This is a genomic window from Streptomyces chengmaiensis (assembly GCF_029846775.1).
Classification (GTDB): Bacteria; Actinomycetota; Actinomycetes; order Streptomycetales; family Streptomycetaceae; genus Streptomyces; species Streptomyces chengmaiensis.
Genome location: NZ_JARWBG010000007.1, coordinates 94,096 through 105,866, shown reverse-complemented (window position 1 = coordinate 105,866; position 11,771 = coordinate 94,096). Strand labels below are relative to the sequence as shown.

The window sequence follows — 11,771 nt, the reverse complement described above, 5'->3', positions numbered from 1 at the left end:
CCTGCCCGTGGGTGTTGGATCTGGTGTGCAAGGCTGCGGCGTCGAGCATAGGGCCTGGACAACGTTGTCAGGGCAGTGGAGACTGTTCCCGAATCCGCAGGTCCGACAGCTCACCGGGGGACACCGCACCGATGCATACCGACCTCGTCGCCGCGCTCGACATCGGCGGCACCAAGATCGCCGGGGCGTTGGTGGACGGCGGGGGGAACATACGACTGCGGGCCCGTCGGCCCACGCCCGCGCAGGACGACGGCGAGACCGTGATGGGGGCGGTCGCCGCCGTCCTGGCCGAGCTGAGCGAATCGCCGCTGTGGGCGCGGGCATCGGCCATCGGCATCGGCAGCGCGGGGCCCGTGGACGCCTCCGCCGGGACGGTCAGCCCCGTCAACGTACCCGGCTGGCGGGACTTCCCGCTGGTCGCCCGGGTACGGGAGGCGACGGGCGGACTGCCGGCGGAACTCGTCGGCGACGGCGTGGCCATGACCGCGGCGGAGCACTGGCAGGGCGCCGCCCGCGGCTTCGGCAACGCGCTGTGCATGGTCGTCTCGACCGGCGTCGGCGGCGGCCTCGTCCTCGGCGGCCGACTGCACACGGGCCCGACCGGAAACGCGGGACACATCGGCCACATCAGCGTGGACCTGGACGGCGATCCGTGCCCCTGCGGCGGACGCGGCTGCGTCGAGCGGATCGCCAGCGGCCCGAACATCGCCCGCCGCGCCCTGGAGAACGGCTGGCGGCCCGGTCCCGACGGCGACGCCTCGGCCGCCGCGGTGGCCCGGGCGGCCCGCGCCGGCGACCCGGTCGCCAGCGCCTCCTACGAACGTGCGGCACAGGCCCTGGCGGCGGGCATCGCGGCGACGGCCACCCTCGTGGAGATCGAGATCGCGGTCATCGGCGGGGGAGTGGCGGGCGCGGGCGAGGTGCTCTTCGCCCCCCTGCGGCGTGCGCTGCGCGACTATGCCGCGCTGTCCTTCGTCCGGCGCCTGACCGTCGCTCCGGCGCTGACCGGCACGGACGCGGGACTGGTAGGGGCGGCGGCAGCGGCGACCGCAGCGGCGACGCGCACGTGCGTCACCCCGCCCGTCGTCGCCGGCGGGCGCGCCTGACCCGCGCAGGCCCCGTCATCGGGTGCGGTCCGGCGGAGCCGGCGTCCCGGTCCCCGGCTGCGGGCTTTGCCGCGGGACCACCACCAGGAACGCGTCCGCGTCCAGGTTCATTACGACTTCCGCCGGCAGCCCCTCGCCCCGACGTGCCCGGGCGAACTCCTCGGCGGGCCGGCTGCCGCGCGGGTCCCCTGCGGGGAACTGTTCCAACACCGTACGGTGCATCCCGCACCCCCTTGTCTCGTCCGCTCCAACGACCGGCCGCGGCCGCTGTCACGGCCGGCCCGCGACGGGCGCGGGTGAAGTCGGGTTTTCACTGCGGGGTGTTGCGGGCAATCCACTGAAGGCTACGGAAGAGGGGGAACCGTGATCGTCTGGATCAACGGCGCGTTCGGGGCGGGCAAGACCAGCACGGCGCGTGAACTGGTCGAGCTGGTTCCCGGCAGCACCCTGTTCGACCCGGAGCTGATCGGCGCCGGCATGCGCTGTCTGCTGCCGGCCAAGCGGCTGGCCGAGGCAGACGACTTCCAGGACCTGCCGATCTGGCGGCGGCTCGTCGTCGACACGGCCGCCGGGCTCCTCGCCGAGCTGGGCGGCGTGCTCGTCGTCCCCATGACCCTGCTGAGGCAGGAGTACCGGGACGAGATCTTCGGCGGCTTCGCCGCCCGCAGGATTCCGGTCCGGCATGTGCTCCTGTCTCCGGAGGAAACGATCCTGCGCCAGCGGATCGCCACCCGTGAGGAGCCGGACGTCCCCGACGCCGAACAGCGCGTACGGCAGTGGGCGTACGACCACATCGAGCCCTACCGCCAGGCCCTCGGCTGGATCGCCGCGGACGCCCATGTCGTGGACAACGGGCGGATCGGCCCCGTCGAGACCGCGCGGCGCATCGCCGACGCACTGAACAGCGGCGAGGCGGGGGCCTGCGCCATCGTGCAGACCCCGGAGCCGACGGCCGAGACCCTCGCCGCGGGTGTGCTGCTCTTCGACGAGGAGGACCGGGTGCTGCTCGTCGACCCCACGTACAAACCTGGCTGGGAGTTCCCGGGCGGCGTCGTGGAGCCGGGCGAGGCGCCCGCCCGCGCCGGAATGCGGGAGGTCGCCGAGGAACTGGGCATCACACTCGGCGAGGTGCCCCGGCTGCTGGTCGTCGACTGGGAGCCGCCCCAGCCGCCGCGGTTCGGCGGGCTCCGGCTGCTCTTCGACGGCGGGCGGCTGAGGCTGCACGGCGTCGGCGCGCAGCGCGTGCGGCTGCCGGGCGCCGAACTGCGGGGCTGGCGCTTCGCCGACGAGAGGCAGGCGGCCAAGCTGCTGCCGCCCGCCCGCTATGAGCGCTTGCGGTGGGCGCTGCGGGCGCGCGGGCTGGGGACGGTGCTGAACCTGGAGGCGGGCGTGCCGGTGGGCTGACCTGCCGGGGCTCCGCCCCGGGCCCCGCTTTACGGGGCTCCGCCCCGGACCCCCGCGCCTCAAACGCCGGCGGGGCTGGGTTCGAGCGCTGGTGGGGTTGGGTGTGTGCCTCGAGCGTCGGTGGGGTTGGGTGTGTGCCTCGAGCGCTGGCGGGGCTGGGCGTGCGCCTCAAGCGCCGGACGGGGGTTTAGGCCCCTCAGGTGGCTGTAGCGCGGCGGCCGTCAGGGTGAGGTGACGGGTCAGCACCTCGGCCGCGGCGTCGGCGTCGCGGGCCAGTGCCGCCTCCTCCAGGCGGCGGTGTTCGCCCGCGGCGTCGCGGTCGGGGTTGCGGTGTGCCGACCAGCGGCGGGCCAGTTCGCTCGCGGTCCACATCCGGTCGAAGGTCTCCAGCAGGACGGGGTTGCCGCACCCCTCCAGCAGGGTGCGGTGGAAGAGCCGATGGGCTTCGGACCATGCGCTGCTGTAGTGCTCGCCCTCTTCCGGCATATGCGCCGGGGTGCGGGCCAGACGGTGGTGGGCGGCTCGTACTCGGGCCTCCCAGTCGACGTCGCCGCGCTCGACGGACATGCGCAGCACGACCGGTTCGACGGTCCGGCGGGCCTCCGCGATCTCCTGCCAGCGGCGGTCGGAGAAGGCCGGGACGGCGAAGCCGCGGTTGGGCAGCCGGTCGGCGAGGCCCTCGCCGACCACCCGCACGAGCGCCTCCCGCACGACGGCCAGGCTCACGCCCTGTTCCTTGGCGAGGTCCTGCGGTTTGAGGGCGTCGCCGGGGGCGTAGTCCCCGCGCATGATCGCGTTCCGCAGGTGTGCGTAGACCTGCTCGGAGAGCATCTGCTTCCCCGGCGAGGGCGGGGTGTGGGCGGTCTGAGTCATACGCCTCAGCATAACGATCAAGTAAATAATCGACTATTGGCGTTATGGTCGACCTGTTGGGGAGGAGGGGCGACGCGACGCCTCTGCGTGACGCTGCGGGCCGCCTTCGGGGCCATCGGCCTCCCGGCCGACGCCGCCCCCCCCGCCGCCCTCGGCTTCACCGCGGTCGGGCACACCCTCGGCAGCGCGGTCCTGACCGCCACCGCCGAATCCCCGGCCCGGCGAACAGCGCGTCCGGACTGATCGACACCACGCGCTGAGCCCGGCCGGGTCACGGGGCGGCGGAGCCCCGCCTCAACGTGCCGCGTCCGCCGCCGCGACCAGCGTCTCCGCCGCGCCTTCCGTCAGCGGCGCGCCATGCCCGAAGCAGACCGTGGACGGCGCGAGCGAGGCCAGCCGCCGCATCGAGACCAGCGCGGCCGCGCGGTCCACATTGAACGCGCCCAGCATCACCTGCCCCACGGCGGCGACGCTGTCGCCGGTGAACAGCACGCCGTGGCGCGGCAGATGGACGGCGATCGAACCGTCCGTATGGCCGGGTGAGTGGAGCGCCACCGCTCCGTCGCCAAAGCCCAGCTCGTCACCGTCCTCCAACTCACGGTCGACGCGCGTGGGCGGGGCCGGCGGGACCGCGAGCCCCCGCTCGTAGTACGGGATCTCCCAGTCGAGCAGCACGGGCTCCGGCGCCGGCGCCTCGCCGCGGATCACCGGCGCGTCCAGCCGGTGCGCCAGCACCCGGGCGCCGTGACGCTCCGCCAGTTCCCCGGCCGCGCCCACATGGTCGCGGTGGCAGTGGGTCAGCACGATCCGGCGTATGTTCCCGGGGGACAGTCCGGCGGACCGTATCGCCTCCTCGATCGAGCGGGCCGAGTCCACCCGGCCCGCGTCGACCAGCGTCAGTTCACCGCCGTCGTTCCACAGGTAGGCCTGGCCGACGGGGAAGGCGAACATATGCAGTCGGGGCAGCACCTGGATGACGTCCATACGGTGACCGTAGGCGGTCGGCCGCGTCCGCCGCGGGACACTATGCCGACAGCGATCTCCGCCCTGAGCTGAACGCCCCAGGCGCGCGCCCGCTTCGCTACGCCTGCTTGGAGGACGCGTAGTTGAGCAGGAACAGCGCCTCCGCCACCGACAGCCGCTCCAGCTCGTCGGGGGAGACGGACTCGTTCACCGCGTGGATCTGCGCGGCCGGGTCGCTCAGCCCGATCAGCAGGATCTCCGCCCGCGGGTACAGCGCGGCCAGCGTGCTGCACAGCGGGATCGAGCCGCCCATGCCCGCGCTCTGCATCTCCTGGTCCGGGTAGGCCACTCGCATCGCCTCGGCCATCGAGGTGTACGCGGGGCTGGTGACGTCCGCCTGGAAGGGGTGTCCCTGCCCCACCTGCTCCACCGAGACCTTCGCCCCCCACGGGGTGTGCGCCTCCAGGTGCGCCGCCAGCAGCCCGGCCGCCGCCGTGACGTCCTGACCCGGCGGCACCCGCAGGCTGACCAGAGCCCGGGCGCTCGCCTGCACCGAAGGCGTCGCGCCGACCACCGGAGGGCAGTCGATGCCCAGCACGGTGACCGCGGGGCGCGCCCAGACGCGGTCCGCCACGGTGCCGGAGCCGATCAGCTCCACGCCGTCCAGCACCTTGGCGTCCTTGCGGAAGTCCTCCTCCGGATACTGCAGGCCGTCCCACTCCATGTGCGCGTCAAGACCGTCCACCGTGGTCGAGCCGTCCTCGGCGCGCAGCGAGTCCAGTACGCGGATGAGCGCGGCGAGCGCGTCGGGAGCGGCGCCGCCGAACTGACCGGAGTGCAGATTGCCTTCGAGCGTGTCCGTCTGCACCCGCATCAGCGTCATTCCACGCAGCGTCGCGGTCACGGTCGGCAGGCCGGTGCGGAAGTTGCCGCAGTCGCCGATGACGATGGCGTCGGCGGCCAGCAGCCCGGGGTGCGCCTCCGCGTAGCGCTCCAGGCCGCCGGTGCCCTGCTCTTCCGAACCCTCGACGACGACCTTGACGTTGACCGGCACGCCGCCGTTCGCCTTGAGTGCGCGCAGCGCTAGCAGATGCATGATGAAGCCGCCCTTGCAGTCCGCGGCGCCGCGGCCGTACCAGCGGCCGTCCGGGCGCTCGGTCAGCGCGAACGGCGGAGTGGTCCACGCGGACTCGTCGAGCGGCGGCTGCACGTCGTAGTGCGCGTACAGCAGCACGGTCGGGGCGCCGACCGGACCCGGCAGGAAACCGTAGACGGACTGGGTGCCGTCCGGGGTGTCCAGCACCGCCACGTCCTCGAAGCCCTCGGTGCGCAGCGCGTCGGCGACCCAGGCGGCGGCCGCCTCGCATTCGCTCTTGGGGAACTGGGCGGGGTCCGCCACCGACTGGAAGGCCACCAGCTCCGTGAGCTCCGCTTTTGCACGGGGCATCAGGGACACGACGGTCTCGGCGATCGGACGGGCGGTCATGGGCACGCTCCTTGTGGGTGCGACGTTGTCCGTGATGTGTGTACGGCGAATGCGTCTTCGATACTCCCACAGCGGAAATCCCCGGACCGCGCCGTAGGATGCCGTGCAACAGCATGTGCCATGCGTCGGATCGGGAGCAGAAACACATCGTGAGCAGCGAGAACGGGGCCGTTGGAGCGGGCGCGGAAGGTGAGCCGGGCGAGCCGGCGGGAGAGGTGTGGGACGTCGTCGTGGTCGGCGGCGGGCCCGCGGGGGCCTCGGCGGCGTATGCGGCGGCCGTCGCGGGCCGCCGTGTGCTGCTCCTGGAGAAGGCGGAGCTGCCCCGCTACAAGACCTGCGGCGGCGGGATCATCGGTCCCTCGCGCGACAGTCTGCCGCCGGGGTTCGAACTGCCGCTGAGCGACCGGGTGCATGCGGTCACCTTCTCGCTGAACGGCCGGCTGGCGCGTACGCGCCGTTCCAAGAGGATGCTGTTCGGCCTGGTCGACCGGCCGGAGTTCGACGCGGGCCTGGTCGAGCAGGCGCAGAAGGCGGGCGCTGCGCTGCGCACGGGCGTCACCGTCACCCGAGTCGAGCAGCACGGGCCCGCCGTGCCGGACCGGCGCACGGTCGCCGTGGTCCTCGCGGGCGGCGAGACGGTCCTGGCGAGGGCGGTCGTCGGCGCGGACGGCAGCGCCAGCCGCATAGGGGCCCATATCGGCGTCAAGGTCGACCAGGTCGACCTCGGCTTGGAGGCGGAGATCCCGGTACCGGAGACGGTGGCCGAGGACTGGGCGGGGCGGGTGCTCATCGACTGGGGCCCGATTCCCGGCAGTTACGGCTGGGTCTTCCCCAAGGGGCGGACGCTGACCGTCGGGGTGATCTCGGCGCGTGGCGAGGGAGCGGCGACCAAGCGCTATCTGGAGGACTTCATCGCCCGGTTGGGCCTTGCGGGATTTGAGCCCGCGATCTCCTCCGGGCATCTGACGCGCTGCCGCAGCGATGACTCGCCGCTGTCGCGCGGACGGGTGCTGGTGTGCGGGGACGCGGCCGGGCTGCTGGAGCCGTGGACGCGGGAGGGGATCTCCTTCGCCCTGCGCTCCGGGCGGCTCGCGGGGGAGTGGGCGGCGAGGATCGCCGAGGCGCACGACGCGGTGGACGCGCGCCGGCAGGCGCTGAACTACGCCTTCGCCGTCAAGGCGTCGCTCGGCGTGGAGATGAGCGTGGGTCGCCGCATGCTCACGGTCTTCGAACGCCGGCCCGGGCTGCTGCACGCGGCGATCACCGGCTTCCGGCCCGCGTGGCGCGCTTTCACGGACATCACGCGCGGCGCGACGAGCCTCGCGGGCCTTATGCGCACCCATGGGATCGCCCGCCGTGCGCTGGACACCCTGGACCGCCGCGGGGGGTAGGCCCGCCGCGCCCGTGACCGGGGCTGCGTCCCGGATCCCGCGCGGGGGCTGCGCCCTGGATCCCGTGCGGGGACTCCGCCCTGGCCCCCTGCGCCTCCACCGCCGGAGACGCTTCTTGCCCTCAACCCCGGACAGGCTTGGTTTTCCGGTCCGTCCGGGGAGAGTTGGCAGGGGCTTGAGGGCACGGGCCTCCGTGCCGTACTGGGAACCCGGGCTCCGCCCCGGATTCGGGAGCCGGACGCGGGGCGGCCGGTGCGTCCGTCGTCAGCAGCGCGTCCGTCGTCAATCGGACACGGTGATGCGGAAGACCGGGTGCCGGTGCGCCGCCGCCAGGAGTTCGGCGTCGGTCGAGTCCGCGTTCACGTCGCCGAAGAAGCGGCCCACTTCCCAGCCCCACCGCCTGAGGTACCTCCGCAGCAGCTCCGGCTTCTCCTCGTCCGGCAGCTCCACGGCCGTGAACGGGCGGGTCCTGCGGCCGACCTGGAGGCGGCCGCCACCCGCGGCGCGGAGGTTGCGGACCCACTGGGAGTGGCCGCGGGCGGAGATCAGGTACGGCCCGCCCTCGTACGGCAGCGGGTTCACCGGGAGCCGTCGCCACTCGCCGCTCGTACGGCCGCGCACCGACAGCTCCGCACTGCCCATGAGGCTGACGCCGCGCCGCGCCAGCCACCCCACCGCGCCGTTGAAGACCCGGTCGAATCGTCCCGGCTTGATGTAGTGCGTCTGCTCCATGTCCCTCCGCCTCCCGGCCGCCCCGACTGTGAGAGCGCTGCTCTCGCTTGAGAGCAGTGTGCGCCCACGCCCGTGGATTGCGCAAGAGCAGTGCTCTCATTCTTGAGCGGTGATCTGAAGCCATGGAAGACTGTCGCCATGAGCGCGATCCGAGGGGCCAGAGAGCGGGCCCGCACCGAAGTCACCACGGCCATCAAGAACGAGGCTCGCAGACAGCTCGCGCAGGAGGGCGCCGCCAAGCTCTCGCTGCGCGCCGTCGCGCGTGAGCTGGGCATGGTCTCCTCCGCGCTCTACCGCTACTTCCCGAGCCGCGACGACCTGTTGACCGCCCTGATCGTCGACGCCTACGACGCCGTCGGCGCCGCCGCCGAGACCGCCCTGGCCGACGGCCGGGACGGCCCGGGGGGCCTCGGCCCCCGCGACCGCTGGAGCGCGGTCTGCTCCGCCGTCCGCGCCTGGGCCCTCGCCCACCCCCACGAGTACGCCCTGATCTACGGCTCCCCGGTGCCCGGCTACACCGCCCCCGGCGACACCATCGGGCCTGCCTCCCGCGTCGGACTCACCCTGATCGCCATCGCCCGTGACGCCTCCCGCGCGGACGCGCTCGCTCCTCCGCCGCTCTCCGTCGAGCTGCGTCCCGAGGCGGCGCGGATCGCCGCCGACATCGCCCCCGATCTGCCGCCCGCCGTCGCCGTCGCTCTCGTCGCCGCCTGGGCGCAGCTCTTCGGGCTGATCTCCTTCGAGGTCTTCGGCCAGTTCAACCGGATGGTCGAGGAACGGGACGCCTTCTTCGCGCAGGCCGCGTCCCGCCTCGCGGAGGACGTCGGCCTGCGGGGCTGAGCATGCGCGCCGGCCCGGCTGCGCCCGCGACACGGCTCGGGGGACAGCCGCGGCTGCCACGCGGGGCCGACGCGGCTCGGCAGCCGCCGTGGGCTCGCTCGACTGCCGCCCGTGCGGACTGGGGCGATGCGCGGCGGACCGTGTCTTCGGCCCGGTGGAACACATTCGCGGCCGGGCCGTGGTCCGAGACCGACGAGCTTCGACGGCATGGAATCACCGTGGAGGTTGCGACCGGGGTGCTGGACCTTCTTTCGGGCCTGGCAGGTCGGGCATCCTCGACAGGATGTCGCCTGTACTGCGGATGGGCCCTGTGACTGAAGGCCCTGGGCGGGATGGGCCGTCCGGAGAGGACTTCTCCCGCCGACCGGTCGTCAGTCCGCTCACCGCGGAGACGGACGTCAGCCGGACCGCGACCAAGGGACGTACAGAAGGCTGCGGCCGGGCTCGGAGCCCGGGGGCAGACCCAACCGGCGGCGCCGGCCTAGGAGTCGGGCCTGGTGAAGCCACGCCGGCCCGGCCGATCCGGCTCCCGCACGGGCGTCGCGGGGGCCGTACGGGCGAAACGCCACAGGACCGTGACGACCCGGAGGACGAACACCACGGCCGCGGCGGCCGTGCCGACGACCCGCAGACCCCCCTCCAGTGCGGTCGGCAGCGTGAAGGCCAGGGCGGGCCCGGCGACCGCTCCGAAGACCAGTGCGGCGGCGAAGGCCGCACTGGCCAGCGCATAGCCGATCTCGACCGTGATCGCGTCGCGGTCCGCCCGGGTTCGCCTCACGCTCCGCCGTGTGGGTCCTGTCATGCCCGCAGTCTCACACGCGGGCGACTGAGACGGCCAGGAGCGGGCCGACGGCGAGACGGCTAGGACCAGGTGACGGCCGAGCGCTCGCGCCACAGTTCGGCGAGATCCGCGTCTCCGGTGACCGAAACGGCCGTCAGCGGCAGCCGGTTCCACAGGGTCAGATAGAGCCGGTCGGCCGGGCCGCTCAGTTCGCAGTCCGCGGGGCCGTCGTCCGTGCGCGCGGTGCGGGGCGGCTCCGGAGAGAGCCGGACGGTCCACACATCGCCCGAGTCGACGGCCCGCACACGCAGCACGCGCGGCTCCTCGGTGCGCACCCGGCTGCGGGAGCGGGCGTGGAAGCCGCCGAGCAGTTCGTCTACGCCGTCGGCGGCGAAGCGCGCGACTACCGGCCCCGGCCTGCCGTCGCGCGCCCACTCGGCGTCCGCGCGGTGCACCGCCGTCTCGTGGGCCTGCCGCCGCGCCCAGAACGCCAGCGGTGAGGGCGCCGGCAGAAACGTCCAGCACTCGAGGTCGTCGGCCGCTTCGCCGAGCGCGGCCACCAGCAGTCCATGGCCGTCCCTGAACCACTCCAGCAGAGCCTCGCCGTCGAGGTCGGGCTCGCCGTCGCCGGGGCGGAACCGGGTGAGGCCCTCGGTCACGAAGGCCGTCGCCCACCGGTGGACCATGCCCGTGTGCCGCAGCAGATCCCGCACGGTCCAGCCGGGGCACGTCGGCACGGCTGCCGCGGTGTCGGCCGCCTGCGCGGCTTCCGCCAGCAACCGGCCCTCCCGGTCAAGGCACTTGATCAGTTCAGCGGTCTCCATGCGGCGATTGTGCCACCCGGCTCGGACGGCCGGCCGGTGCGAGCGCACGGTGCTCCTGCGGGGGCCGCGACTCCGCGCCGTGCCGGGACTCGTGTCCGGGGCGGACCTCGGGCATGGAGCCGGACCCGTGCCCCGGGCGGGAGACACCGCGTGAGCCGTATCCGATGACCGCGGCCGCGGCCGCGAGCGCCGCCACGGTCGTCAGCGCCGTCGGCAGCGAGAACCAGTCCGAGAGGAAGCCGATCGCGGGAGGCCCCAGCAGCATTCCGCCGTATCCGAGCGTCGAGGCGGCCGCGACGCCCGCGGGCCCGGCGAGCGAGCCCGCCCGGTCCACCGCGACCGGGAAGATGTTGGCCAGGCCGAGACCGGTCACGGCGAAACCGAGAAGTGCCGCCCAGACGGTCGGGGCGAGCGCGCCGAGGAGCATGCCGACGGCGGCCGTCGCTCCCCCCGCAACCAGGGTGCGGGTCTGCCCGAGCCGTTCGAGCAGGGCAGTGCCGCACAGCCGTCCGGCGGTCATGGCCAGCGCGAACAGGGAGTACCCGGCGGCCGCGAGGCCCGGGTGGGCGTGCAGGTCCTGTTCGAGGTGGAGTGCTCCCCAGTCGGCCAGCGCACCTTCTCCGTACGCCGTGCACAGGGCGATGACGCCGAAGAGGATCACGATGCGGCGGGTGCCGTGCGGCATACGGCGCGAAGCGTCCGCACCCGTCGACGGCGACGTGTCCCCGGCCGCGCCGGTCCCCGGCCCGACCGGCGCGGGTGTGCGCAGCAGCGCGGGTCCGGCGGCCGCTGTCACCAGCAGCCCGACGCCGGTGAGCGCGGTCAGATGCGCCGTCGGGTCCAGGCCGCCCGCCACCAGCCCGCCGAGGCCCGCGCCCAGCATCCCGCCCAGACTGAAAGCGGCGTGGAAGCTCGGCATGACCGGCCTGCGCAGAGCGGCGACGAGATCGACGGCGGCGCTGTTCATCGCCACGTTGATCGCGCCGTAGGCGGTGCCGAAGACCAGCAGCACCAGTCCCAGGGCGAACGCCGAGTGGGTCAGCGGGGGCAGCGCGATGCTGAGTGAGAGCAGCGCACCGCTTGCGACCGTCATGGGACGGCTGCCGAAGCGGCGGCAGAGGCTGCCGGTGAGCGTCATCGTCACCACGGCGCCGGCGGAGACGCCGAGGAGGGCGAGCCCGAGGTCGCTTGCGGACGCGCCGGTCTGCTGCTTGATCGCCGGAATGCGGACGACCCAGCCGGCGAAGAGGAAGCCGTCGAGGGCGAAGAAGACGGTCAGCGCGGTGCGGAGGCGGGTGAGGTCTGCGGGGCCAGGGCCTGAGGGAACGGCCGTTTCGATTTTGTTTATGAGCGGCACAAACTCAGGATAGG

The 11,771-nt window shown here is 73.6% G+C and carries 12 protein-coding genes and 1 pseudogene; 5 read left to right on the top strand and 8 right to left on the bottom strand.

The window, feature by feature from the left end; all coding sequences use genetic code 11:
• Nucleotides 1–131 precede the first annotated feature (131 nt).
• Nucleotides 132–1,106, top strand: coding sequence for an ROK family protein (locus tag QCN29_RS08985; protein WP_279927197.1), 975 nt, complete (start codon nucleotides 132–134; stop codon nucleotides 1,104–1,106).
• A gap of 15 nt (nucleotides 1,107–1,121) precedes the next feature.
• On the opposite strand, the gene QCN29_RS08980 is transcribed toward QCN29_RS08985, so the two are convergent.
• Nucleotides 1,122–1,328: a hypothetical protein gene (locus QCN29_RS08980; RefSeq protein ID WP_279927196.1), complete on the bottom strand. Its 207-nt coding sequence runs from the start codon at nucleotides 1,326–1,328 to the stop codon at nucleotides 1,122–1,124.
• A gap of 141 nt (nucleotides 1,329–1,469) precedes the next feature.
• On the opposite strand from QCN29_RS08980, the gene QCN29_RS08975 reads away from it, so the two are divergent.
• On the top strand, nucleotides 1,470–2,510 hold the full coding sequence (locus QCN29_RS08975) for an NUDIX hydrolase (protein ID WP_279927195.1): 1,041 nt from the start codon (nucleotides 1,470–1,472) through the stop codon (nucleotides 2,508–2,510).
• A 168-nt stretch (nucleotides 2,511–2,678) separates the two neighbouring features.
• Here the strand turns inward: QCN29_RS08975 and QCN29_RS08970 are convergent, their stop codons facing one another.
• Complete coding sequence (locus QCN29_RS08970; RefSeq protein ID WP_279927194.1) at nucleotides 2,679–3,383, bottom strand: GntR family transcriptional regulator; 705 nt, start codon at nucleotides 3,381–3,383, stop codon at nucleotides 2,679–2,681.
• A 114-nt stretch (nucleotides 3,384–3,497) separates the two neighbouring features.
• On the opposite strand from QCN29_RS08970, the pseudogene QCN29_RS08965 reads away from it, so the two are divergent.
• Nucleotides 3,498–3,626: pseudogene (locus QCN29_RS08965) on the top strand (YbhB/YbcL family Raf kinase inhibitor-like protein); the annotation flags it as partial.
• Between the two features lie 51 nt (nucleotides 3,627–3,677).
• On the opposite strand, the gene QCN29_RS08960 reads toward QCN29_RS08965, so the two are convergent.
• Together QCN29_RS08960 and QCN29_RS08955 are read right to left on the bottom strand one after the other, a co-directional pair.
• Nucleotides 3,678–4,367, bottom strand: coding sequence for an MBL fold metallo-hydrolase (locus QCN29_RS08960; protein WP_279927193.1), 690 nt, complete (start codon nucleotides 4,365–4,367; stop codon nucleotides 3,678–3,680).
• A gap of 97 nt (nucleotides 4,368–4,464) precedes the next feature.
• Complete coding sequence (locus tag QCN29_RS08955) at nucleotides 4,465–5,832, bottom strand: dipeptidase (protein ID WP_279927192.1); 1,368 nt, start codon at nucleotides 5,830–5,832, stop codon at nucleotides 4,465–4,467.
• A gap of 113 nt (nucleotides 5,833–5,945) precedes the next feature.
• Between QCN29_RS08955 and QCN29_RS08950 the strand changes: the two genes are divergently transcribed.
• Entirely contained in the window at nucleotides 5,946–7,223 is a 1,278-nt protein-coding gene (locus QCN29_RS08950) for a geranylgeranyl reductase family protein (protein ID WP_279927191.1), read from the top strand.
• A gap of 282 nt (nucleotides 7,224–7,505) precedes the next feature.
• Here the strand turns inward: QCN29_RS08950 and QCN29_RS08945 are convergent, their stop codons facing one another.
• Nucleotides 7,506–7,955, bottom strand: a complete 450-nt coding sequence (locus QCN29_RS08945; protein WP_279927190.1) for a nitroreductase family deazaflavin-dependent oxidoreductase — start codon at nucleotides 7,953–7,955, stop codon at nucleotides 7,506–7,508.
• Nucleotides 7,956–8,093: 138 nt separating this feature from the next.
• Between QCN29_RS08945 and QCN29_RS08940 the strand changes: the two genes are divergently transcribed.
• The gene (locus QCN29_RS08940) at nucleotides 8,094–8,795 is read left to right on the top strand and encodes a TetR/AcrR family transcriptional regulator (RefSeq protein WP_279927189.1); all 702 of its coding nucleotides are present in this window, start codon (nucleotides 8,094–8,096) and stop codon (nucleotides 8,793–8,795) included.
• Nucleotides 8,796–9,276: 481 nt separating this feature from the next.
• On the opposite strand, the gene QCN29_RS08935 is transcribed toward QCN29_RS08940, so the two are convergent.
• From QCN29_RS08935 to QCN29_RS08925, 3 genes are read right to left on the bottom strand one after another with little or no spacing between them, the layout of a single operon-like run.
• A complete protein-coding gene (locus QCN29_RS08935; protein WP_279927188.1) occupies nucleotides 9,277–9,597 on the bottom strand; it encodes a DUF6332 family protein in 321 nt (106 codons plus the stop codon).
• Nucleotides 9,598–9,656: 59 nt separating this feature from the next.
• Nucleotides 9,657–10,400, bottom strand: a complete 744-nt coding sequence (locus QCN29_RS08930) for a maleylpyruvate isomerase family mycothiol-dependent enzyme (RefSeq protein WP_279927187.1) — start codon at nucleotides 10,398–10,400, stop codon at nucleotides 9,657–9,659.
• Nucleotides 10,387–11,757, bottom strand: coding sequence for an MFS transporter (locus tag QCN29_RS08925; protein ID WP_279927186.1), 1,371 nt, complete (start codon nucleotides 11,755–11,757; stop codon nucleotides 10,387–10,389). The genes QCN29_RS08930 and QCN29_RS08925 overlap by 14 nt, the downstream gene beginning before the upstream one ends.
• Between the last annotated feature and the right edge of the window lie 14 nt (nucleotides 11,758–11,771).

What these genes read in the sequence shown, in the direction of transcription:
- QCN29_RS08930 (WP_279927187.1), bottom strand. Translation starts at nt 10,400, where the DNA reads ATGGAGACCGCTGAACTGATCAAGTGCCTTGACCGGGAGGGCCGGTTG.
- QCN29_RS08945 (WP_279927190.1), bottom strand. Translation starts at nt 7,955, where the DNA reads ATGGAGCAGACGCACTACATCAAGCCGGGACGATTCGACCGGGTCTTC.
- QCN29_RS08950 (WP_279927191.1), top strand. Translation starts at nt 5,946, where the DNA reads ATGTGCCATGCGTCGGATCGGGAGCAGAAACACATCGTGAGCAGCGAG.
- QCN29_RS08940 (WP_279927189.1), top strand. Translation starts at nt 8,094, where the DNA reads ATGAGCGCGATCCGAGGGGCCAGAGAGCGGGCCCGCACCGAAGTCACC.
- QCN29_RS08955 (WP_279927192.1), bottom strand. Translation starts at nt 5,832, where the DNA reads ATGACCGCCCGTCCGATCGCCGAGACCGTCGTGTCCCTGATGCCCCGT.
- QCN29_RS08985 (WP_279927197.1), top strand. Translation starts at nt 132, where the DNA reads ATGCATACCGACCTCGTCGCCGCGCTCGACATCGGCGGCACCAAGATC.
- QCN29_RS08970 (WP_279927194.1), bottom strand. Translation starts at nt 3,383, where the DNA reads ATGACTCAGACCGCCCACACCCCGCCCTCGCCGGGGAAGCAGATGCTC.
- QCN29_RS08980 (WP_279927196.1), bottom strand. Translation starts at nt 1,328, where the DNA reads ATGCACCGTACGGTGTTGGAACAGTTCCCCGCAGGGGACCCGCGCGGC.
- QCN29_RS08960 (WP_279927193.1), bottom strand. Translation starts at nt 4,367, where the DNA reads ATGGACGTCATCCAGGTGCTGCCCCGACTGCATATGTTCGCCTTCCCC.
- QCN29_RS08935 (WP_279927188.1), bottom strand. Translation starts at nt 9,597, where the DNA reads ATGACAGGACCCACACGGCGGAGCGTGAGGCGAACCCGGGCGGACCGC.